21 protein-coding genes and 1 pseudogene are annotated in these 20,363 nt (G+C 60.7%); 16 read left to right on the forward strand and 6 right to left on the reverse strand.

Going from position 1 to position 20,363, the window contains the following annotated elements:
* The first annotated feature begins 17 nt into the window (after positions 1 to 17).
* The 9 genes and pseudogenes from comD to BUB78_RS21135 form a co-directional block, all read left to right on the forward strand.
* Complete coding sequence (gene comD, locus BUB78_RS09725) at positions 18 to 524, forward strand: sulfopyruvate decarboxylase subunit alpha (protein ID WP_073197566.1); 507 nt, start codon at positions 18 to 20, stop codon at positions 522 to 524.
* Positions 521 to 1,075, forward strand: a complete 555-nt coding sequence (gene comE, locus BUB78_RS09730; protein ID WP_073197568.1) for a sulfopyruvate decarboxylase subunit beta — start codon at positions 521 to 523, stop codon at positions 1,073 to 1,075. The genes comD and comE overlap by 4 nt, the downstream gene beginning before the upstream one ends.
* Before the next feature lie 25 nt (positions 1,076 to 1,100).
* Positions 1,101 to 2,210 (forward strand): alpha-hydroxy acid oxidase, encoded by a 1,110-nt coding sequence (locus BUB78_RS09735; RefSeq protein ID WP_425442168.1) that lies wholly within the window; start codon positions 1,101 to 1,103, stop codon positions 2,208 to 2,210.
* Between the two features lie 53 nt (positions 2,211 to 2,263).
* On the forward strand, positions 2,264 to 3,997 hold the full coding sequence (locus BUB78_RS09740) for a sensor histidine kinase (protein ID WP_073197570.1): 1,734 nt from the start codon (positions 2,264 to 2,266) through the stop codon (positions 3,995 to 3,997).
* Positions 3,994 to 5,334 carry a sigma-54-dependent transcriptional regulator gene (locus tag BUB78_RS09745; RefSeq protein ID WP_073197572.1) on the forward strand — a complete coding sequence of 447 codons (1,341 nt, stop codon included), beginning with the start codon at positions 3,994 to 3,996 and terminating at the stop codon, positions 5,332 to 5,334. The genes BUB78_RS09740 and BUB78_RS09745 overlap by 4 nt, the downstream gene beginning before the upstream one ends.
* A gap of 120 nt (positions 5,335 to 5,454) precedes the next feature.
* Positions 5,455 to 6,471 (forward strand): C4-dicarboxylate TRAP transporter substrate-binding protein, encoded by a 1,017-nt coding sequence (locus BUB78_RS09750; RefSeq protein ID WP_073197573.1) that lies wholly within the window; start codon positions 5,455 to 5,457, stop codon positions 6,469 to 6,471.
* An 82-nt stretch (positions 6,472 to 6,553) separates the two neighbouring features.
* Positions 6,554 to 7,183, forward strand: coding sequence for a TRAP transporter small permease subunit (locus BUB78_RS09755; RefSeq protein WP_073197579.1), 630 nt, complete (start codon positions 6,554 to 6,556; stop codon positions 7,181 to 7,183).
* A complete protein-coding gene (locus BUB78_RS09760) occupies positions 7,183 to 8,583 on the forward strand; it encodes a TRAP transporter large permease (RefSeq protein WP_073197581.1) in 1,401 nt (466 codons plus the stop codon). The genes BUB78_RS09755 and BUB78_RS09760 overlap by 1 nt, the downstream gene beginning before the upstream one ends.
* A 92-nt stretch (positions 8,584 to 8,675) precedes the next feature.
* Positions 8,676 to 8,774, forward strand: a pseudogene (locus BUB78_RS21135) (chemotaxis protein MotB); the annotation flags it as partial.
* Between the two features lie 209 nt (positions 8,775 to 8,983).
* Here BUB78_RS21135 and BUB78_RS09765 read toward each other — a convergent pair.
* The gene (locus BUB78_RS09765) at positions 8,984 to 9,343 is read right to left on the reverse strand and encodes a flagellar protein FlgN (RefSeq protein WP_073197583.1); all 360 of its coding nucleotides are present in this window, start codon (positions 9,341 to 9,343) and stop codon (positions 8,984 to 8,986) included.
* Entirely contained in the window at positions 9,333 to 9,800 is a 468-nt protein-coding gene (locus BUB78_RS21445) for a rod-binding protein (RefSeq protein WP_342742315.1), read from the reverse strand. Before BUB78_RS21445 ends, BUB78_RS09765 begins: the two co-directional genes overlap by 11 nt.
* 81 nt (positions 9,801 to 9,881) lie before the next feature.
* On the opposite strand from BUB78_RS21445, the gene BUB78_RS09775 reads away from it, so the two are divergent.
* The 3 genes from BUB78_RS09775 to BUB78_RS09785 all read left to right on the forward strand — a co-directional run bounded on the left by BUB78_RS09775 (position 9,882) and on the right by BUB78_RS09785 (position 12,738).
* On the forward strand, positions 9,882 to 11,066 hold the full coding sequence (locus BUB78_RS09775) for a flagellar hook-length control protein FliK (RefSeq protein ID WP_170865049.1): 1,185 nt from the start codon (positions 9,882 to 9,884) through the stop codon (positions 11,064 to 11,066).
* A 12-nt stretch (positions 11,067 to 11,078) separates the two neighbouring features.
* Positions 11,079 to 11,762, forward strand: coding sequence for a flagellar hook capping FlgD N-terminal domain-containing protein (locus BUB78_RS09780; protein ID WP_073197587.1), 684 nt, complete (start codon positions 11,079 to 11,081; stop codon positions 11,760 to 11,762).
* Positions 11,763 to 11,835: 73 nt separating this feature from the next.
* The gene (locus BUB78_RS09785; protein WP_073197590.1) at positions 11,836 to 12,738 is read left to right on the forward strand and encodes a phosphotransferase family protein; all 903 of its coding nucleotides are present in this window, start codon (positions 11,836 to 11,838) and stop codon (positions 12,736 to 12,738) included.
* Positions 12,739 to 12,790: 52 nt separating this feature from the next.
* Here the strand turns inward: BUB78_RS09785 and ubiB are convergent, their stop codons facing one another.
* Positions 12,791 to 14,323 carry a 2-polyprenylphenol 6-hydroxylase gene (gene ubiB / locus BUB78_RS09790; protein WP_073197592.1) on the reverse strand — a complete coding sequence of 511 codons (1,533 nt, stop codon included), beginning with the start codon at positions 14,321 to 14,323 and terminating at the stop codon, positions 12,791 to 12,793.
* 2 nt (positions 14,324 to 14,325) lie between these two features.
* Positions 14,326 to 15,069, reverse strand: a complete 744-nt coding sequence (ubiE, locus tag BUB78_RS09795) for a bifunctional demethylmenaquinone methyltransferase/2-methoxy-6-polyprenyl-1,4-benzoquinol methylase UbiE (RefSeq protein ID WP_073197594.1) — start codon at positions 15,067 to 15,069, stop codon at positions 14,326 to 14,328.
* A gap of 86 nt (positions 15,070 to 15,155) precedes the next feature.
* Between ubiE and mutM the strand changes: the two genes are divergently transcribed.
* Positions 15,156 to 16,007: a bifunctional DNA-formamidopyrimidine glycosylase/DNA-(apurinic or apyrimidinic site) lyase gene (mutM, locus tag BUB78_RS09800; RefSeq protein WP_073197596.1), complete on the forward strand. Its 852-nt coding sequence runs from the start codon at positions 15,156 to 15,158 to the stop codon at positions 16,005 to 16,007.
* A gap of 64 nt (positions 16,008 to 16,071) precedes the next feature.
* Positions 16,072 to 16,848: an enoyl-CoA hydratase gene (locus tag BUB78_RS09805; protein WP_073197598.1), complete on the forward strand. Its 777-nt coding sequence runs from the start codon at positions 16,072 to 16,074 to the stop codon at positions 16,846 to 16,848.
* An 85-nt stretch (positions 16,849 to 16,933) separates the two neighbouring features.
* Here the strand turns inward: BUB78_RS09805 and BUB78_RS09810 are convergent, their stop codons facing one another.
* Positions 16,934 to 17,920 carry an adenosine kinase gene (locus BUB78_RS09810; RefSeq protein WP_073197601.1) on the reverse strand — a complete coding sequence of 329 codons (987 nt, stop codon included), beginning with the start codon at positions 17,918 to 17,920 and terminating at the stop codon, positions 16,934 to 16,936.
* Entirely contained in the window at positions 17,917 to 18,561 is a 645-nt protein-coding gene (gene nth / locus BUB78_RS09815) for an endonuclease III (protein ID WP_073197783.1), read from the reverse strand. The genes BUB78_RS09810 and nth overlap by 4 nt, the downstream gene beginning before the upstream one ends.
* A gap of 141 nt (positions 18,562 to 18,702) precedes the next feature.
* Between nth and BUB78_RS09820 the strand changes: the two genes are divergently transcribed.
* Positions 18,703 to 19,542: a methylated-DNA--[protein]-cysteine S-methyltransferase gene (locus tag BUB78_RS09820; protein ID WP_073197786.1), complete on the forward strand. Its 840-nt coding sequence runs from the start codon at positions 18,703 to 18,705 to the stop codon at positions 19,540 to 19,542.
* A 129-nt stretch (positions 19,543 to 19,671) separates the two neighbouring features.
* Positions 19,672 to 20,331, forward strand: coding sequence for a YiaD family glycine zipper/OmpA-like lipoprotein (locus tag BUB78_RS09825; protein ID WP_073197603.1), 660 nt, complete (start codon positions 19,672 to 19,674; stop codon positions 20,329 to 20,331).
* Positions 20,332 to 20,363 lie beyond the last annotated feature (32 nt).

Here is a 20,363-nt window from a genome sequence, read left to right on the forward strand (position 1 = left end):
CCCAAGGAGTAACCCCCGTGTCCATCCACACGAAAATCGTCGACGATCTGGTCGCCAATGACATCAGTTTCGTCACCACCGTGCCCTGCAAGCAGCTGGCCGGTGTGATTGATGAAATCGAGCAAAGGTCCGAAATTTACCACATCCCCTCGAACAAAGAGGATGAGGGCATGGGCCTTTGCGCCGGTGCCTTCATGGGTGGCAAACGCCCCGCGATCATCATGCAGAACACCGCGATCGGTGTGACCATCAACACGCTGGCCACCCTGACCCAGTTCTACCGCATGCCCCTGCCGATGCTGATCAGCTATCGCGGTGAATTGCGCGAGCCGGTGGCCTGTCAGGTGGAAATGGCGGTGCATACCAAGGCGCTGCTGAATCAACTCAACATCCCGACCTATCATTTCCACAAGGAATCGGACGCGAACGAATTGGACGCGATCCTGAAATACACATTCATGTGCAACAAACCTGTCGCGATCCTGACCGACGCGTCTTTCTGGGGAGGCTACGGAGACCAATGATCCGCTCTGACGTTCTGCGCGATATCGCGCCTGTAATCCGCGACCATCTTGTTGTCTGCAACATCGGCCTGCCGAGTCAGGAATTGCACCTTCTGGATGATCAGCCGACCAATTTCTACATGCTCGGCACTATGGGCCTCTCGTCCTCGATCGGGCTTGGGCTGGCTCTGGCACAGGATAAAAAGGTCATCTCGATTGATGGTGACGGCTCTGTCCTGACCAACTTTGGCACCCTGCCGACCATCGCCAACAACGTGGCCGACAACTATATCCTGCTGATCATCGACAACGGCAGCTATGGCTCGACCGGCGATCAGCCGACCTATGCCGGCAAGAAGACCTCGCTGACGGCTGTGGCCAAGGCCTGCGGCTGTGAGAACGTGGTCGAATGTCAGGCCAGCGAGACAAAACAGGTGCTGCAAGATGCGCTTGCCTCGAACAAGATGACGGTCATCGTGTGCAAATGCGAAAGCGGCAATATCAAGGTTCCGGTCATCACCATGGACCCGGTCGTGATCCGTGACCGCTTTATGAAGGCCGTTCAGGCCTAGGGCCGCAACACTGAAAGGATCGTTGATGCTGCCCTCTCGCGACATCCATTGTGCCGAAGACGCCCGCCAGATGGCGCGGCGTCGGCTGCCGTGGATGGTGTTTGACTATATCGACGGGGCAGCGGGCGAAGGTCACGGCGAGGCCCTGAACCGGGCCGCGCTGCGCGACCTGCGGCTCAAGCCGCGGGTCCTGTGCAACGTGACCCATCGCGACCTTTCCATGCCGGTGTTCGATCACCCGGCCAAGGTGCCCTTCGGGATCACCCCGATGGGCATGTGCAACCTCTCGACCCCCGGTGCCGATCTGATGCTGGCGCGGATCGCGGCGCGCGACCGGGTGCCCTTGGGGGTCTCGACCGTGGCCTCGACCGCGCTTGAAAAGATGCTTGAGGCCGCCGAGGGCCACGCCTGGTTTCAGCTTTACTTCAGCGGCGACGGCAGCGGCACGATGCAGCTTGTCGAGCGCGCCCGCGCCGCCGGATACGAAACCCTTGTCGTGACCCTCGATGTGCCCGAAGTGGGCCGTCGCCCGCGCGAATTGCGTCATGGGTTCAAGATGCCGTTTCGCATCGGCCCAAGGCAGTTTGTCGATTTCGCCCTGCACCCGCGATGGTCGCTGACCTCGCTGGTCAAGGGGCGGCCGCAGATGGCGAATTTCACCGATGGCGGGTTTGATCGCGCCGCAAGCCGCGCCGCCGCCGATTGGTCCTATCTGCAACGGCTGCGCGCGGCCTGGCCCGGCAAGCTTGTCATCAAGGGCGTTTTGGATGTCGACGACGCCCTGCGCCTGCGCAAGGAGGGGGTGGATGCCATTCAGGTTTCAAGCCATGGTGGCCGCCAGCTTGACGGCGCACCGCCGCCCATTCTGATGCTGGCCAAGATGCGCGCCGCGCTTGGGCCGGACTATCCGCTGTTTTACGATTCCGGCCTGCGCTCGGGCGAGGATATCGTCAAGGCCTATGCCATGGGCGCCAATTTTGCCTTTCTCGGTCGCCCCCTGCTTTATGCGATGGCCGGGCGCGGCGAGCGCGGCTTGAACCAGCTCTGGCAGGTGATGTCTGAGGAAATCAGCCTGACGCTGGCGCAGCTTGGCAAGACCGACATGACCGGGCTAAGAGACTGTGTGGCGCGCTAGACGACAACGCCAAACCGCTTGCATGACGCCCCGAACCGCCCGATACCTTGGCGATGCGATTTTCTTCTTCTGCCCTTGCTGCCGCCTCTGCGCTTTGCGCGGCAATCGGGGTATTCTGGCTTTCGCTCAGCTTTTTTCAATCCGAAGAAGAGGCCAAGGCGCGCGGCCGCCTGTCGCTTTATCGAAGCACTGTTCTGGCCGAGTTGGAGCGGTTTTCGCATCTGACCTATGTGCTTGCGCGCGATACCTATGTGATCGAGACCGGTCTTGGCGCGCCCACTTCGGTGCTTGATAAGCGCCTTGCCGCCTTTGCCGTGCAATCCGGGCTTGATGCGATCTATCTGATGCAGGCCGACGGGACGACCATCTCGGCCTCGAATGCCGACGAGCCGGAAACCTTCGTCGGACAGGATTATTCCTTCCGCCCCTATTATCAGGCGGCGATCACCGGCGTGCAGGGGCGGTTTTACGGGATTGGCGCGACCACCGGATTGCCCGGCTATTTCATTGCCGATGCGGTACGCACCCCTGATGGCGACCTCTCCGGTGTCATCGCGATCAAGCTTGACCTGACCGACCTAGAAGAGGCCTGGCGCGCGGCGGGCGAACAGGTGTTTCTGGCCAATAGCGACGGGGTTGTGTTGCTCTCGTCCAATCCCGACTGGCGCTATCGCACGCTTGGCGACCTCTCCGAGGCTCAGCGCGCCCGGATCGCCGCCAACCGACAATTCCCCGGTCAGCCGCTTGATCCGCTGAACTGGCACCCACGGGGCGATGCGCGCGCGATGATCGACGGCGCCAAACGCATTCACCTTGCCGCCAGCGTGCCGCAGCATGACTGGAAGCTGCATTATTTCGCCGATGACAGCGCCGCTGTCACCCGAAGCTGGCTTGTGACGGGGATGGTGATGATCCTTGCCGGGGCCGGTTTCATGGTCTCACAGGTGCGGCGCACGCAGCGCATTGGCGCCGCCCTGCGCCGGTCCGAGGCCGAAGAGGCGCAGCTGCGCCTTGCCAATGACCGGCTTGCGGTCGAGATCGAGGATCGCCGCACCGCCGAACGCCGCCTCAAGCGCACCCAGGACGAGCTTGAGCGCGCCAGCCGTCTAGCCGCCCTTGGCCAGTTGGCGGCCTCGGTCACCCACGAGCTTGGCCAGCCGATTGCGGCGATGCGCAACCATCTGGCCGCCGCCGAAATCGGCGGCAAGCCCGCACAAAAGGTGATCCCGCAGATTGCCGGCATCGTGGACCGGATGGAAGGCATCACCCGCCAGCTCAAGTTCTTTGCGCGCAGCGATCACGAGGTCTTTCGCGAGGTTGACCTGCGCGATGTCGTCAACGCCGCCCTGTCGCTTTTGACGCCCAATATCGAGGCCACAGAAGTCACGCTTGATCCGCGCCAGCCGCCGGGGCCGATCATGGTGCGCGGCCATCAATTGCGCCTTGAACAGGTGATGACCAACGTCCTGCGCAACGCGGTGGATGCGCTTGAGGAATGCGACGAGCGGGTGTTGCATGTGCGCATGGGCACGACCGAAAATGCCGGCTGGGTCGAGGTGCGCGATACCGGCCACGGCCTTGGCGCGGCCTCGCTTTCGGACCTTCAGGAACCCTTTGTCACCACCCGCGAGAGCGGGCGGGGCATGGGGCTTGGGCTGGCGATATCGGCCAATATCGTCAAGGAACATCACGGCCGGATCAGCGCGCGCAATGCCGAAGGGCGCGGCGCGGTGTTCCGGGTCGAAATACCGATGGCGGACGGCGAAGAGGACAAAGACCAAACATGACACCCCCGGCCCATCCCCGCATCATGATTGTTGAGGACGACAAGGCCATGCGCCTGTCGCTGATTGACCTGCTTGAGGCCGCCGACTGGCAGGTCGAGGCCCTGCCCCGCGCCGCCCGCGTCGCCGAGCGCCTGGCCGAGTTTCAGCCTGATGTGATCCTGTCGGATGTGCGCATGCCGGGGCTTTCGGGGCTTGATTTGCTGGCGAGCCTTGACCCGGAATTGTCTCCGCCGCTGGTTCTGATCTCGGCGCATGGCGATATTGCCATGGCGGTCGAGGCGATGCAGGGCGGCGCCTATAGCTTTGTTGAAAAACCCTACGAGCCGCGCCGTCTTTTGACCATCCTGCAACACGCGCTTGAGCAGCACCGCATGAAGCGCACCACGCAGCGGCTCAAGGAACGGCTGGTCAAGCTGTCTGGGCTGGATCGGGTGTTGCTCGGGCAAACGCCCGAAACCGTGGCCCTGCGCGAAGAGGTGCTTGACCTCGCCCAAAGCGGCGCGGCGGTTCTGTTGCAGGGCGAAACCGGCACCGGCAAGGAGCTTGTGGCGCGCGCGCTCCACGATCTGGGCCCGAATGCCGAGGGGCCGTTTCTTGCGCTCAACTGTGCGGCGCTGTCGCCGGAGGGCTTCGAGGCGGAAATGTTTGGCGTGCATGACGGCGCCAAGGGGCGTCTGCCGGGCGTCGATGGCGGCACGGTCTTTCTTGACGAGGTGTGTTCCTGTCCGCCTGCGGTGCAAGCCAAGCTGTTGCGGGTGATCGAGGATAAAGAGGTCTTGCCGCTTGGCGCCGCGCGGCCCGTGCCGCTAAGCTTTCGGGTGATTTCGGCCACCAATGAAGACCCGGACGAGGCGGTGGCCACCGGGCGGCTGCGTCAGGATCTCTTGTATCGGCTTAACACGACGGTGATCAAACCGCCCACCCTGCGCCAGCGGCGCGACGATGTGATGTTATTGGCGGCGCGGTTTCTGGATGAATTCGCCCGCGTCTATGAAACCCGCGCGCCTGATCTTACGCCCGAGGACACCGCCGCGCTTTTGGCGCATGACTGGCCCGGCAATGTGCGCGAGCTGCGCAATGTTTGTGAACGCCGGGTTCTGGCGGCGCGGCGCGGGGCCGGGTCGATGGCGCAGGCGTTGCACACCGACGCGCTTGGCGACGATGTGCCCGATACCCTGCGCGAGGCGGTCGCCGCCTTTGAGCGCGAATTGATCGGCAAGGCCATCACCGCCCATCAGGGCCGGATGGAGGCCGTGGCAGAGGCGCTTGGCATCGGTCGGCGCACGCTGAATGAGAAGATCGTCAAGCTTGGGCTGGACAAAGAGGCGCTGCTGTAGTGTCTTTGCGGAATTCCGCAGGGTTCGCGCGGGGGGCTGCGCGCTTTTCTTCATAGGCAGGCGCGCGCCGATACAAGATGGTGAGCCCGACAAATTCGCATGCAATCTGGGAGGAATATCATGCACAAACTTCTAAGCCATACCGCCGTGGCCGCGCTTACACTTGCCTTTGCCGGCGAGGCAATGGCGACCGAATGGAACGTTTCGCTCTGGGGCAAGCGCCGTGCCTTTACCGAGCACGTGCACAAGCTGGCCGAGCTGGTCGAGCAAAAGACCAATGGCGAGTTCACCATGAACATCAGCTATGGCGGCCTGTCCAAGAACCGCGAAAACCTTGACGGGATCAGCATCGGCGCCTTCGAGATGGCGCAGTTCTGTGCCGGTTATCACCCCGACAAGAACCGCGCGATCACCGTGCTTGAGCTGCCGTTCCTTGGCGTGCGCAACCTTGCCGAAGAAGTCGCCGTCAGCAACGCCGTGTACGCCCACCCGGCCGTGACCGAGGAAATGGCACAGTGGAACGCCAAGATGCTGATGACAAGCCCGATGCCGCAGTACAACATCGCCGGCACCGGCGAGCCGCGCGATACGCTGGCTGATTTCGACGGGATGCGGGTGCGCGCGACCGGCGGTCTTGGCAAGGCCTTTGCCGCCGTTGGCGCCGTGCCGACATCTGTGACCTCGTCCGAGGCCTATCAGGCGATGCAATCCGGCGTTGTCGACACCGTCGCCTTTGCCCAGCACGCCCACCTGTCGTTTGGCACCATCAACGAGGCGACCTGGTGGACAGAGAACCTCAACCCCGGCACCGTGAACTGCCCGGTGGTTGTGAACATCGACGCCTATGAAGGCCTGTCGGACGCCGAGCGCGAAGCGCTTGACGGCTCGGTTGGCGAAGCGATCGACTATTACCTCGCCAACTATGGTGAGCTGCTCAAGAAATGGGACACTATTCTTGAAGAAAAGAACGTGACCAAGGTCACCATTTCCGACGAGCAGCTCTCTGAGTTCAAAAAGGTTGCCGCTGATCCGATCGCGGCCGCCTGGATTGAGGAAATGAGCGCACAGGGCATGCCCGCCCAAGAGCTTTATGACCTTGTTGGTGCGACGCTTGAAAAGACGCGGGCCAGCAACTGATCTGACCCAAGGCCCCGGAACACCAGTCCGGGGCCTGCTTTTTCCGACGTTTTGACGCCCCCACAACAGGAGCTTAACCGCCATGGCCGGCTCTTTTGCCGTAATGCGCGATTCCAGCCTGCTTAGCCGCCTCGATCGGGCGCTTTATGGATTGGAACGCTTTTTCGCTTTGATCGCCGGCATCTTTGCCTTCGGGCTTATGGTGATTGCCGTTGTTTCGGTGACGGGGCGCAATGGTTTCAATGAACCCCTGCCCGGCTATGTCGACTGGATCGAGGCCTTCATGCCGCTGATCGCCATTCTTGGCGTGTCGTATGTCCAGCGGGACGGAGGCCATATCCGCATGGATATCGTTGTTGCCCAGCTCAAAGGGCGCGCGCTCTGGCTGGCGGAATTCCTGACCACCTTTGCCATTCTCATCCTCATTCTGGCTCTTGTCTGGGGGTCGTGGGCGCATTTTGATCGCAGCTTTGACATGACAAAACCGCTCTGGAGCCGTGACAGCTCGATCGACATCGGCCTGCCGATCTGGCCCTCCAAGCTTGTGGTGCCGGTGGCGTTCTCGGTGATGTCCCTGCGTCTCGTGCTTCAGCTCTGGGGCTTTGGCCGCGCCTTTGTCAGGGGCGACGAAACACCAGTGGCGGTGCCGCTTATCATGTCTGTTGCAGAACAGGCGGCGGCCGAGGCCGAACATATCCAGGGGCGCGACTGATGACACCGATTGAAATTGGCCTTTGGGTCACCGCCGGAATGCTGGTCATGGTCGTGCTCGGCATGCGCGTGGCGTTTGCTGCGGGTCTTGCGGGCGTCGTTGGCCTCGTCTGGATTTTTTGGGACAAGAAGGATTATGAATTTGCACAGCTCGCCTGGGCGCTGACGGTTGGCATCAAGACCGCCGGACAGGTGCCGCATGGCAAGGTTTCGTCACAGGCGCTGTCGCTTATTCCGACCTTTATCCTGATCGGCTATCTCGCCTATTACGCGGGCCTTACCCGTGCGCTGTTCGAGGCCGCCAAACGCTGGATCGCCTGGGTGCCTGGTGGCCTTGCCGTTGCCACGGTCTTTGCCACCGCAGGGTTTGCGGCCGTATCTGGCGCATCGGTGGCAACGGCAGCGGTCTTTGCCCGAATTGCGATCCCGGAAATGCTTGCCGTCGGTTATGACAAGCGTTTCGCCGCAGGCGTCGTGGCGGCAGCCGGTACATTGGCAAGCCTCATTCCGCCCTCGGCAATCCTGGTGATCTACGCCATCATCGTGGAACAGGACGTGGGGATGCTCTTGCTCGCCGGGTTTATTCCGGGGATGTTTTCCGCCTTGGTCTACACGCTTTTGATCATTGGTCTCGCCCTGACGGTCAAAGGTTTTGGCCCGCCGGTTGGCGGCTTTACCTGGCGCCAGCGGTTCGCGTCGCTTCCGCCCGCCTTGCCGATTGTTGCGGTGGTCGTGATCATCATTTTCTTTGTCTACAACCCCTTTGGCGGTGACGCCTGGGGCACACCGACCGAAGGCGGGGCAATCGGTGCCTTCATCGTCTTCGTAATTGCCGCCTATCGCGGCATGCGGTGGCCCGAGCTCAAGGATGCGCTGCTGGAAACCGCCAAGCTATCGGTGATGATCTTTTCGATCATCTGGGGCGTTTTGATCTATGTGCGGTTCCTGGGCTTTGCCGATCTGCCGTCGGCGTTTTCCGACTGGATCACCTCGCTGCATTATTCGCCGATGATGATTCTGATCTGTATCCTGCTGGCCTATGCGGTGCTTGGCATGTTCATGGATGCCATCGGGATGCTGTTGCTGACGCTGCCCGTGGTTTATCCGGCGGTCATGGCGCTGAACGGGGGCGAAGCGGTCACTGCGGCTGACAGTGCCTTTGGCATGAACGGAACGATGTGCGCGGTCTGGTTCGGCATCCTGGTGGTCAAGATGGCAGAGTTCTGCCTGATCACGCCGCCTATCGGCCTCAACTGCTTCGTGGTGGCCGGTGTGCGCGACGATATCAGCGTGCAGGACGTGTTCCGGGGTGTCACGCCGTTCTTTATCGCGGATGCCGTTACCATCGGATTGCTTGTCGCCTTTCCGTGGATCGTTCTATGGCTCCCGTCACAGGCATAATGCTCAGAAATCCTTAAAATTCTAAGTGTTAACAGCCAGGTAACATCCTTTGTGCTAAACCTTAACACGGGTGAGTAACAAAGGTGGTGGATATGAGCGCGCATAGCAATGTGGCGCCAGTCATCATCAAACGGAAAAAGGTCGTCGCTGGCGGCGGGCACCATGGTGGCGCCTGGAAAGTTGCCATAGCATTTTCCTTATAGATTGGCGGTTTCCGCCAGTTTCATGTCCCGCTCCCGTCGTGGAAGCGGCCTAAGCTGTCTTTCTGACACATGCAGCAATCGGTAGGTTTCCGGGCTGCGCCATCCGTTTTTGGATGCACGCTCAGGATGACCTTGAATCCCCTAACGGAACGCTAAAAACCACCCCCTATAAATCCGGCATTTTAGTCAAAAGCGGATCATGCCCGCTTTTCAACCTTGCGCTCGACTTCGCCCAGAATGGTCTGTTTATGGCCAAATTCATCATAGGTTTCCATCGACCGACGCATCCGCCGAAACGCCGCCATACGCGCCGCAACATTGCGAATTCCCTGCAACGCGCCGTCAAGCAACGCCTGATTGCGCGTGACCTTGGCCTGCAATCCCTTGAGGTCGGATGGCACACTGTCGGTCATCGCATTGAGCGCATCAATCAGGCTTTCCTTTTCATCGACAAGCGTCGATATCGCCTGCAGGTCGCCCTTTAACAGGGCCTCGCGTTCGATCTCTAAAAGTTTATCGAGACGATTGGTGATTCGTTGTTCCGCATCATGTGTCATTGGTCTTCTCCATCAGGGATTGATAAAAAACTTCGGCAAGTCCGATTCCCCCATTCCGCACCATTTGCAGGGCAAGCGCCTCGCGGTGAAACGAGGCAAACTGATCCTCGCCCGCGCTGCCGCTAAAGGAATTTTCCTGTTCGCCAAACCCCGCAGATTTAAGCATTTCCGCCAGAAAACTTGCCTCCAGACGTTCTGCGGCGTCTCGCATTGGCGTGCTCTGACCGGGGGCAAACACCGGACGGTTGATTGGCGGGATTGGTAAAGAATCTGTCACGGGATTACCTCGAATTGCGCAAACTAATTCCAATAAGAGCCCAAAGCGGTAAAGAAGCAGTAACCAGCTTTTGACATGCTCGGCACAACGCGGAAGAAATCCCGGAGCCTCAACATGCTGATACCACTGATTGCCAATGGCCCCCTCCAAGGCCCGCCTCCCACGCCAATCGCTGGTCATGGCGCGGCCCAAGACCCTGCCAGCCAAACGGCAAAACAAGACACCAAAGATACCTTTGGCGCGCTCTTTAGCGAAGGTGACATGGCAAAGAAGCCCTCGGCAGTGGCGCAAGAGACGGGCATACCCGTTGATGGCGAAACCCCGGAGGATGAAATCGGACTCGAGGGTAGTGCGGATCAAGACACCGACTTCGAAACCGAGCCTGACGTGGCCCCTGGCCTGATCACAAGCGATCAGGACGACGCCCCAGACCGCACCGAGACCGCCACTTTGGTGGCCCCAAATCGGTTTGATCCAGACACCCAGAACGATCTGGGCAAACAGGTCTCGCAAAACCCAGAGCTCCGAAACGTCAAAGCCAACCAAGATACGAATCTGGAGACTGTGGAAAACATGGTGCCGGATCAGGAAGGGCCCGCGACCCCGGCCGCCCCTGCGGCCAATAGAAATGTGGCCGTTCCAACGACGGGTCCAGCGGAACAGACGCCGATTGAGGGGGCAAAGGCACAGCCTTTGGCCGCAAGCGCCGCGGCAATCATCGCCAAAACCGCAGAAAACAGCACAAACCTGTCCAAACGCGGTCAGGCAAGCGCGCTTGCCGAGATTGCTTCTGCCGAGCGCTCGCTGGATCAAACCGCCAAAACCGACCGCCTGACCATGCCCAGCGCACCGGTACATGCGGCGAATGCTCCGCCCGTCTTGCCCCCGCAACATGCCAAACCGGCGCCATTTCCCAAAAGCCTGACCACCGAGGTCGAGGTCTCAGCTCTGGATGACAAACCTATTGCTTTCGAGGCACGCACCTTGGGGGCAAGCAGCGCCGCAATGGCGGTTCCCACCCAGGCACTTGCCCAACGCGCCGACCTGCCGCAACACATCGCGATGCAGATCGCCGCCGCCGCACAGCGCGGTGGGGCCGGTCGCCCGATCGACATTGTCCTGAATCCCGCAGAACTTGGGCCGGTACGCCTTAGTCTTGCGTCGGCCGACGGGGTGATGAGCGTGACGGTGATCGCCGAGCGCCCGGAAACGCTCGACCTGATGCGCCGACATATTGATACGCTGGCGCAGGAATTCCTGAATATCGGCTATGGAAAAGCGCAGTTTTCCTTTGGCGGCGGCCAGTCCGGCCAAACCGGGCAGAAGCACAGCGATACCAGTCATTCGCCAGCAGGCGGCTCAGGCCCCCAAGCGCCAATTACCGAAACGCCAAATCTTCACCACACCCCGATCCTGATCTCGGATCGCCTTGATATCAGACTTTAGAAAGGGCTCCTTATGGATGTCACCTCTGCCACTCAATCCGCCGCAACCGGCACGGCAAACACCGCACCCAATGCCAACGCCAATGGCCAGAGCGGTGGTGCGCTCAATTCGGATTTCGAAACTTTCCTGAAAATGCTGACCACCCAAATGCGCAATCAGGATCCGCTCAACCCCGTCGACTCTGCGGATTTCGCGGTGCAACTGGCCACCTTTTCGACGGTAGAACAGCAGGTGCAAACCAATGACCTTCTTGGCGGTCTGGGCGCACGCCTGGACACGCTCGGCATGGGACAGCTTTCCGGCTGGATCGGGATGGAGGCGCGCGCCGACGTGCCGGTCAACTTCAAGGGTTCTCCCGTCACCCTCAACGCCGAGGTGGACCCGGCAGCGGATGCCGCCGAACTCGTTGTGACCGACGCGCAGGGCGTGATCGTTCAGCGCCTGGATATCCCGGCGCAAAGCGGGCGCGTTGAATGGTCCGGCCTTGATCCGGCGGGTATTCCGCTGCGCAACGGGACGTATAACGTCTCTGTCCATTCCATGTCACAGGATGCAACCATCGCGCGCCACGATGCCCAGGTCAGCGGCCGCATCACCGAGGCCCGGCTTGACGGGGGCGAAATCAACCTTGTAATGGAAAACGGCCAGACCGTCGCCGCCTCGCAGGTTCTTGGCCTTCGACCGCCCGAATCCTGATCTGTGACTTGCCTGCCGGGGCCGGAGCGCATAGCGTCTGGCAACCTTCGGCCCAAGCAGCAGGATCAGGCAATTGCAGGCCACCCTTTCAGATTGCGCACGTGACGGGCTGGCCGAACTGGTCGCGGCACGCGGCCTGAGCGCCGCAGCGGCACGTTGGGTTGCACTTGACGGCGGGCGCACCAACCAAACCTGGCGCGTGGCGGACGGTACACGCCAAATTGTTGTGAAGCTCTTTGCAAAAGACAGCCAAAACCCACTTTTTCCTAACGATCCAGCACGCGAAATCCGGGCGTTGCGCCACCTTGCGCACCACAACCTTGCGCCACGGCTTGTTGATCACTTTGCTACCCCATTTGGCCAATGCGTCATCTATGAACACCTCAGGGGCCAGACCTGGGAGACCGACCCGGCGCCGGTGGCAAGACTACTGAAACGACTGCATCGTCTTGATGCGCCGACGGGCCTGCGCGCGGCCCCCGATGGCAGTCTCGCCTTGCGCCGTCATGGCGATATGATTCTTGAATTATGTCCAAGATCAGCAGCAGATTGGGCCCGCGACCTCATGCCGAGAACAAAAATTCCACCAATTGGCACCACCTGCCTGTTGCATGGTGATCCGGTCCCCGGAAATATAGTCGGTGAGGGATCTGACTGGCGCTTGATTGACTGGCAATGCCCGGCGGCGGGCGACCCCTGCGAGGATATTGCAATCTTTCTGTCCCCGGCGATGCAATTGGCCTATCGCGGCACAGCCCTTTGCGAGGCTGAGAAAACCGCCTTTCTGGATGCTTATGATGACGTTGATATCATGAAACGGTACAACACTGTTGCCCCTTGGTATCACTGGCGCATGCTGGCCTATTGCCTGTGGCAACAGGCCAAGGGTGACCCAGAGGCAGAGAACCGCGCCATGGCCGAAGCCGAGACCCTTGAGCGTCTCTTAACAGGATCAGACGGATCGGGTTCCCGCTGATTTGTTTGTGGTGGATCAACCGCTGCTGCCCATGGGCAGCAGCGCGCACATTCTACGTATAGAGTGTCAGAGCGAACATCGCTGCGGCCCCGGCAACAGCCCCCAAAAGCGCCCAAAGACCGTTTCGCGGCCAGCCAGAGCTCGCGGACTGCGCATCCGGCATGGATTGGCGAATCAGGGCGTCTTCCACAAGCTTGGGCAGGCGCGGGCCATAGCGCGACAAAACCGCTGCCGTGCGCCCAAGATCGCGCAACACAGCGCGCGGGCCGATGGTGGACTTGACGTAATCCTCGACTACCGGCTTGGCGACCTGCCAGATGTTGATCTGCGGATAAAGCGAGCGGGCAACGCCCTCGACCACAACCATCGTGCGTTGCAGCAGGATAAGCTCGGTCCGGGTTTCCATGCCAAACCGCTCTGTCACTTCAAATAGATAGCTCAGCAGGCTTCCCATAGAAATCTTGCTGGCATCCATGCCGAAGATCGGCTCGCCCACGGCCCGCAACGCGCGTGCAAAGGCATCGACATCGCGATCGGCGGGCACATAACCAGCCTCGAAATGCACCTCGGCGACCCGGCGATAATCGCGGCGGATAAATCCGTAAAGGATCTCGGCATAAACCCGGCGGGTATATTCGTCGATATGCCCCATGATGCCGAAATCATAGGCGATGATATCGCCATTGGCCGCCACCTTAAGGTTGCCCTGATGCATATCGGCGTGAAAATACCCGTCGCGCAGCGCGTGATTGAGGAAAAGCTGAAGCACCCGCTCGCCAAGAACGGCCCGGTCATGCCCGGCCTCATCAAGCGCCGCATTATCCCCAAGCGGAAGCCCATCCGCCCAGGCCATCGTCATGATCCGGCGCGACGACAGGTCCCACTGCACCGCTGGAAGCTGAAAGCCCGCATCATTGCCGGTATTGGCCGCAAATTCTGAGGCTGATGACGCCTCAAGCCGCAAATCAAGCTCGCCCATAACGACACCCTCGAAATGCGCGATCACCTCGGTCGGGCGCAGACGGCGGGCGCCGGGGGCCAGAATCTCGATGGTGCGCGCCGCGAAATAGAAGGCGTCGATATCGCGGCGAAAGGCCCGTTCGATGCCGGGCCGCAGCACCTTGATCGCCACCGCCGTGCCATCCTCGCGCAGGCGTGCCTTGTGGACCTGCGCAATCGAGGCCGCCGCGACGGGCGGGCTAAAATCATCAAACAGCGCCTCGACCGGCTGGCCAAGTTCCTGCGCGATGCTGCGCTTGGCGATCTCGACAGAAAACGGCGGAAGCTTGTCCTGAAGCACCCGCAATTGCTGGGCCAATTCGTCGCCCACAAGATCGGGGCGCGTCGACAGTATCTGACCAAACTTGATATAGGCAGGCCCAAGCGCCGTCAGCGCGCGCGGCGCAGGCGGCGTTTCGGGATCGCCCTTGTAGCCCAACCACTGAAACGGCCAGGCCAGAAACCGCATCGTGCCCCGCACCAATGGCGGTGCCTCGAAGGCATCCATGATAAGCCCCATCGCGCCGGTCCGCTCAAGCGTGGCACCGGTGCGAATAAGCCGCAAAATATTATGGGGTCCGCGCATTCCTAGATTTTCCAGCCCGAATGCAGACAGGCAATCCCAAGGCTGAGATTGCGGTATTTCGCATTCTCGAAGCCCGCATCGCGCACCATCTGAAGGAATGTGTCCTGATCCGGAAACTGGCGGATCGATTCAACGAGATACTGATAACTGCCCCGGTCGTTCGCGATCATCTGACCCAGACGCGGAATGATGTTGAAGGAATAAAGATCATAGACCTTCTGCATCATGTCATTGGGGATCTGGCTGAATTCCAGAACCATCAGCCGTCCACCGGGCCGGAGCACGCGAAACGCCTCGTTCAGGGCCTCTTGCGGGCGGGTGACATTCCGGATGCCAAAGCTGATTGTGTAGGTGTCAAAGGTGTTATCCTCGAACGGCAGGGCCATCGCATCGCCCACCACCCAATCGAGGCTTGCGGCCATCTGTTCGGCCTCGGCGCGTTTGCGCCCCTCGATCAGCATCTGTTCGGTCAGGTCAAGAACGGTCGCATGACCGCTTCCGGCGCGGTCGAGAAACCTAAAAGAGATATCGCCGGTGCCCCCCGCCACATCCAAAAGCTTTTGACCGGCGCGCGGCGCAAGCCAATCCATCATCGCATCCTTCCAGATGCGGTGGATGCCCATGCTCATGGCGTCGTTCATCACGTCATATTTGCTGGCCACATTGCCGAATACACCGCGCACGCGCCCGGCCTTTTCGGCCTCGGGCACGGTTTCAAATCCGAAATGGGTGGTTTTGTCGCTCATGGGTCTTGCCGTTCCTTGCTATGGCTCTTCTTATAGAGCGACGGGGCCGGGTTACAATGCGCCCCTTTTGCAAGATTAGGTCAGATATGCCCGAATTACCCGAGGTCGAGACAGTGCGCCGCGGCCTTGCCCCGGTGATGAAAGGCGCGGTGATCGCGCGCGCCGATATCAACCGCCCCGATCTGCGATGGCCATTCCCGGCGAACATGGCCGCGCGCCTTGCCGGGCAAAAGGTTCTCGGTCTCCGGCGGCGTTCGAAATATATCCTCGCCGATCTGGCCTCTGGTGAGACGCTCCTGATCCATCTCGGCATGTCGGGTCGGATGCTGATTTCGGGCGATCCCCTGGGGAAATTTGTCCACGATCACCCCGTCCCGGAAAAACACGATCATGTCGTGTTTCACATGGACAACGGCGCGCGGATCACCTTCAACGATCCGCGCCGCTTTGGCGCGATGGATCTGATGGACACGGCCACCACAGAGACGCACCCGCTTTTGGCCAAACTGGGGCCAGAGCCATTGGGCAACAGTTTTGACGAAACCTACCTGACCGAGGCCCTCAAGGGGCGCAACACGCCGATCAAATCCGCCCTTCTGGATCAGCGAATCGTTGCGGGCCTCGGCAATATCTATGTCTGCGAAACCCTCTTTCGGGCGGGAATTTCGCCCAAACGACGCGCCGGCATGATTTCCGCAAGCCGCGCCGCACGCCTTGTTCCGATCATCCGCGAGGTGCTTGGCGATGCCATTCTGGCGGGGGGATCATCCCTGCGGGATTTCCGCCAGGCCTATGGCGAACTGGGTTATTTCCAACACAATTTCGATGTTTACGACCGCGAGGGCGAGCCCTGCCGTCGCACCGCATGTACGGGCCATATCACCCGCGTCGTGCAATCGGGGCGATCCAGCTTCTATTGCCCCCTATGCCAAAGATAGGTTGAACCGGCGGCTCACAGTGGTAATGAATCAGGTCTGACGGAAACAAGCGAAAGCAGATTTCATGGCCTATGAGACGATCATCGTCGAAATAGAAGACCACGTAGCCCTCATCAAACTTAACCGGCCGGACGCGCTTAATGCGCTCAACGATCAACTCATGTCAGAGCTGGCCACCGCCCTTGGTGAGGCGCAACAAAACGACAAGGTACGCTGTATCGTGTTGACCGGCTCGGAAAAGGCATTCGCCGCCGGGGCCGATATCAAGATGATGAGCGAGAAAAGCTTTGTCGATGTCTTCACCGAAGACCTGTTCACACCAGACAGCGAGGCGATCACCCGGATTCGCAAGCCGATCATCGCCGCCGTGTCCGGCTATGCCCTTGGCGGCGGCTGCGAGCTTGCGATGATGTGCGATTTCATCATCTGCTCGGACACTGCCAAATTTGGCCAACCCGAGATCAACCTTGGCGTCATCGCCGGTCTTGGCGGCACCCAGCGCCTGACGCGCTTTGTCGGCAAATCCAAGGCGATGGACATGAACCTGACCGGGCGCTTCATGGATGCCGAAGAGGCAGAGCGCTCTGGCCTTGTAAGCCGCGTCGTGCCTGCCAAAAAGCTGATGGAAGAGGCGATGAGTGCCGCGCAGAAGATCGCGGAAAAGTCGATGATCACGGTGATGGCGGCCAAAGAGGCGGTGAACCGGTCCTACGAGACAACGCTGCGCGAAGGTCTTTTGTTCGAGCGCCGCGTGTTCCACTCGCTGTTTGCCACCGAAGACCAGAAAGAGGGCATGGCGGCCTTCACCGAAAAACGCCAGGCCCAGTTCCGCGACAAGTAACGCAGTCGGCTTATCAAGGAAAGCGGGCGGGGGTATATCCCCCGCCCGTTATTGTCTGCGCCGACGCTCAGGTCCCGAATGAGGGCTAGATCAGGCCCGCGTCGCGGAACATCGCCTTTACATCCGCCTCGGGGCGCGCGCCGTAATGGCCGATCACCTCGGCCGCCGCGATACAGCCCATCCGCCCCGAGACCTCAAGCGTCTGGCCCGTCGCCACCCCGTAAAGGAACCCGGCAGCAAACTGATCACCGGCCCCCGTGGCATCCACCGGCACCACTTCCTGCACCGGCACCGACACGCTCTGGTCGCCCTCGACGACAACCACGTCATGACCGGACCGCGTGCACACGATAAGCCCGCTTTCCGCCGCCGCCTGCTCTAGGGCCGCGCCAAGATCTTCGGTCTGATAGAGCGATTTCCACTCGTGCTCGTTGCCGAACACGATGTCGAGCTCGCGCACCAGCTGGCGGAAATCATCGCGGTGCCGATCCACGCAAAACGGGTCAGACAACGAAATCGCCGCCCGTCCACCGCCCGCGCGACAGGCCCGCGCCGCCGCAAGAAACGCCTCTTTGCCCTGCGGTTTGTCGTAAAGATACCCCTCAAGGAACAGCAATTGCGCCCCTCCGGCCACCTCATCGGGCACATCATCCGGGCCAAGATCGGTGGAAATCCCGAGATAGGTATTCATCGAGCGTTCACCATCCGGCGACACGAAGATCATCGAGCGCGAGGTCGGCCCTTCGCCGCCCGCGACCGGCTCGTTCACAAATGTGGTGCCAACATCCGTCAGGCTGGACGCGTAATAGCGGCCCAACTCGTCATCGCGCACCCGCCCGATAAACGCGGTTGAGAGACCAAGCGCACCAAGCCCCGCAATCGTATTGGCCGCCGACCCGCCCGGCATCTGAGTGCGGTTTTCCATCGCGCCATACAAGAACTCGCCGCGCTCTTCGTCAATCAGCTGCATAACGCCTTTGTCGATGCCCATCCGCGACAGAAAGCTGTCGTCGCATTGGCTGATTACATCGACGATAGCGTTTCCAACGCCGACGGCCTGATATTTTGTCATAGGTTTTTATCCTCGAATTCACATAAGTCACGAATGATACAGGTGGCACAAAGCGGCTTGCGCGCCTTGCAGGTATAGCGCCCATGCAGGATCAGCCAGTGATGCGCATGAAGCTGATAATCGGCGGGAATATTGTCTTCGATCGCGCGCTCGACCGCATTCACATCCCGGCCCGGACAAATCCCGGTACGGTTACCGATGCGGAAAATATGGGTGTCCACCGCCTGCGCGGGCATATGCCACCACATGTTCAGAACCACATTGGCGGTCTTGCGCCCGACCCCCGGAAGCGATTGCAGCGCCGCGCGCGAATTGGGCACCACGCCGTCATAGTCTTCGACCAGTATCTTCGACAGCTTCATCACATTCCTGGCCTTGTTGCGATAAAGCCCGATGGTCTTGATATGCTCGATCAGGGCCTCTTCACCCAGATCCAACATCTTTTGCGGCGTATCGACGATCTTGAAGAGATCATGCGTGGCGCGGTTCACACCCACATCGGTGGCCTGCGCCGAAAGCGCCACCGCGACCAAGAGCGTATAGGCGTTGACATGGTCAAGCTCGCCCTTGGGCTCGGGGTCGGCGGCGTGAAACCGGCCAAAGATCTTGCGGATCCTGTGATAATCAAGTTGCGCTACCATGCAGGCCTTTTGCCGCAAGCCCCCGGCCCGCGCAATGGGCGTGACCGGACTTTTGTCCACCATAGGCGCCCTCAATGCGCAATATCCGGGTCGCACGCGGGCGCGATGCTGGCTATCCTGCCTGAAACCGGAGGACTTTCGATGGATGCCAAGACACCCGATCAGGCCTATCATTTTCACGTCATGCGACGGGCCATCGACCTGATTGATCAGGGCGGCGAGGCCCTGCCGCTTGAGCGGCTCGCAGGCGAAATGGGCATGAGCGCCGCGCATTTCCAGCGCCTGTTCTCGGCCTGGGTCGGCGTGTCGCCCAAGCGCTATCAGCAATACCTGACGCTTGGTCACGCCAAGACCCTTCTGGCGCAACGCTTTACCACGCTTGAGGTGGCCGATGCTGCCGGCCTTACCGGCACCGGGCGGCTGCATGACCTTTTCCTGCGGTGGGAGGCGATGAGCCCCGGCGAATTCGCGCGCGGCGGCGAGGGCCTTACGATCTATCACGGCTGGTTCGACAGCCCCTTTGGCGAGGCCCTTGCGATGGGCACCGACAAGGGCCTCTGCGGGCTTGCCTTTACCGAGGAATGCGGGCGCGCCGCGGCCTTTGACGATCTCAAGGCGCGCTGGCCGGGCGCACGGTTCGAACCCGCGCACGAGCGCATCGCGACTTGGGTCAGCGCCGCCTTTGCCGAAAAGGGCGAAACCGCGCTGCACATGATCGGCGCGCCGTTTCAGATCAAGGTCTGGGAGGCGCTGCTTCGGGTGCCCACCGGCCATGTCACCACCTATTCCGAAATCGCACAGTCCATCGGAAGCCCCCGCGCGGTGCGCGCCGTCGGCACGGCGGTGGGGCGCAATCCGGTCAGCTTTCTGATCCCCTGTCACCGGGCGCTGCGCAAATCCGGCGCGCTTGGCGGCTATCACTGGGGCCTGCCGGTCAAGCGCGCGATGCTGGCATGGGAAAGCGCGCGCGCCGAGGGTTAGTTAACGGCGAAATTTGCGCGAAATGCCGCCTGTTTCTCCCCTCAAAGGACTTGGGCATAGGCGTGTTATTGCATATCATTGCCCCAACCCCGACAAATCGGGCAGATTTAACAATAAGGCGACCCTATAATGACCCGAGCACGTAAACCCCTTCTTCTGCTGTCCGGCGCATCCCTTTTGCTGGCGACAGCCTGTACCGATCCGGCGCAGGTTTCGGGCACCGACCCCAACCAAAGAACCAAGGAAGGCGCGGCTTTGGGCGGTGTCCTTGGTGCGGGCCTCGGCGCCCTCGTCAGTGACAATAAAGTCAAAGGCGCCGTCATCGGCGGTGTTATTGGCGCCGCAGGTGGCGCAGTCGTTGGCAGCTCTCTTGACCGCCAGGCGGCCGAATTGCGCCAGCAGTTGGACAATGACGTTCAGATCACCAACACCGGTGACCGTCTGATCCTGACGATGCCGCAGGATATCCTGTTCGATGTCGACAGCACTACGATCTATCCGGGCCTGCGCGGTGATCTTCTTACCGTGGCGCAAAGCCTGAATGATTACCCCAACACCACCGTTCAGGTCGTTGGCCACACCGATAGCGATGGCGACGCCGGTTATAACCAGCGTCTGTCAGAGCGCCGCGCCAATGCGGTCGCCGATGTTCTGCTTGAAGGTGGCGTGCCGTTCTCGCGCGTGCGTACCTTTGGCCGTGGCGAAAATCAGCCGGTCGCATCCAACCTGACAGAAGCGGGCAAGCGCCAGAACCGTCGCGTTGAGATCGTCATCCTGCCGAACGCATAAGACCTAAAGTCGGGTAATCACTTCCCCCCGTT

The organism is Roseovarius marisflavi, assembly GCF_900142625.1.
Lineage (GTDB): Bacteria > Pseudomonadota > Alphaproteobacteria > Rhodobacterales > Rhodobacteraceae > Roseovarius > Roseovarius marisflavi.

Excerpts from the sequence above, each read along its gene's own strand:
- comE (WP_073197568.1), top strand. The coding sequence starts at position 521 with ATGATCCGCTCTGACGTTCTGCGCGATATCGCGCCTGTAATCCGCGAC.
- BUB78_RS09735 (WP_425442168.1), top strand. The coding sequence starts at position 1,101 with ATGCTGCCCTCTCGCGACATCCATTGTGCCGAAGACGCCCGCCAGATG.
- BUB78_RS09740 (WP_073197570.1), top strand. The coding sequence starts at position 2,264 with ATGCGATTTTCTTCTTCTGCCCTTGCTGCCGCCTCTGCGCTTTGCGCG.
- BUB78_RS09745 (WP_073197572.1), top strand. The coding sequence starts at position 3,994 with ATGACACCCCCGGCCCATCCCCGCATCATGATTGTTGAGGACGACAAG.
- BUB78_RS09750 (WP_073197573.1), top strand. The coding sequence starts at position 5,455 with ATGCACAAACTTCTAAGCCATACCGCCGTGGCCGCGCTTACACTTGCC.
- BUB78_RS09755 (WP_073197579.1), top strand. The coding sequence starts at position 6,554 with ATGGCCGGCTCTTTTGCCGTAATGCGCGATTCCAGCCTGCTTAGCCGC.
- BUB78_RS09760 (WP_073197581.1), top strand. The coding sequence starts at position 7,183 with ATGACACCGATTGAAATTGGCCTTTGGGTCACCGCCGGAATGCTGGTC.
- BUB78_RS09765 (WP_073197583.1), bottom strand. The coding sequence starts at position 9,343 with ATGACACATGATGCGGAACAACGAATCACCAATCGTCTCGATAAACTT.
- BUB78_RS21445 (WP_342742315.1), bottom strand. The coding sequence starts at position 9,800 with ATGACCAGCGATTGGCGTGGGAGGCGGGCCTTGGAGGGGGCCATTGGC.
- BUB78_RS09775 (WP_170865049.1), top strand. The coding sequence starts at position 9,882 with ATGGCAAAGAAGCCCTCGGCAGTGGCGCAAGAGACGGGCATACCCGTT.
- BUB78_RS09780 (WP_073197587.1), top strand. The coding sequence starts at position 11,079 with ATGGATGTCACCTCTGCCACTCAATCCGCCGCAACCGGCACGGCAAAC.
- ubiB (WP_073197592.1), bottom strand. The coding sequence starts at position 14,323 with ATGCGCGGACCCCATAATATTTTGCGGCTTATTCGCACCGGTGCCACG.
- ubiE (WP_073197594.1), bottom strand. The coding sequence starts at position 15,069 with ATGAGCGACAAAACCACCCATTTCGGATTTGAAACCGTGCCCGAGGCC.
- mutM (WP_073197596.1), top strand. The coding sequence starts at position 15,156 with ATGCCCGAATTACCCGAGGTCGAGACAGTGCGCCGCGGCCTTGCCCCG.
- BUB78_RS09805 (WP_073197598.1), top strand. The coding sequence starts at position 16,072 with ATGGCCTATGAGACGATCATCGTCGAAATAGAAGACCACGTAGCCCTC.
- BUB78_RS09810 (WP_073197601.1), bottom strand. The coding sequence starts at position 17,920 with ATGACAAAATATCAGGCCGTCGGCGTTGGAAACGCTATCGTCGATGTA.
- nth (WP_073197783.1), bottom strand. The coding sequence starts at position 18,561 with ATGGTAGCGCAACTTGATTATCACAGGATCCGCAAGATCTTTGGCCGG.
- BUB78_RS09820 (WP_073197786.1), top strand. The coding sequence starts at position 18,703 with ATGGATGCCAAGACACCCGATCAGGCCTATCATTTTCACGTCATGCGA.
- BUB78_RS09825 (WP_073197603.1), top strand. The coding sequence starts at position 19,672 with ATGACCCGAGCACGTAAACCCCTTCTTCTGCTGTCCGGCGCATCCCTT.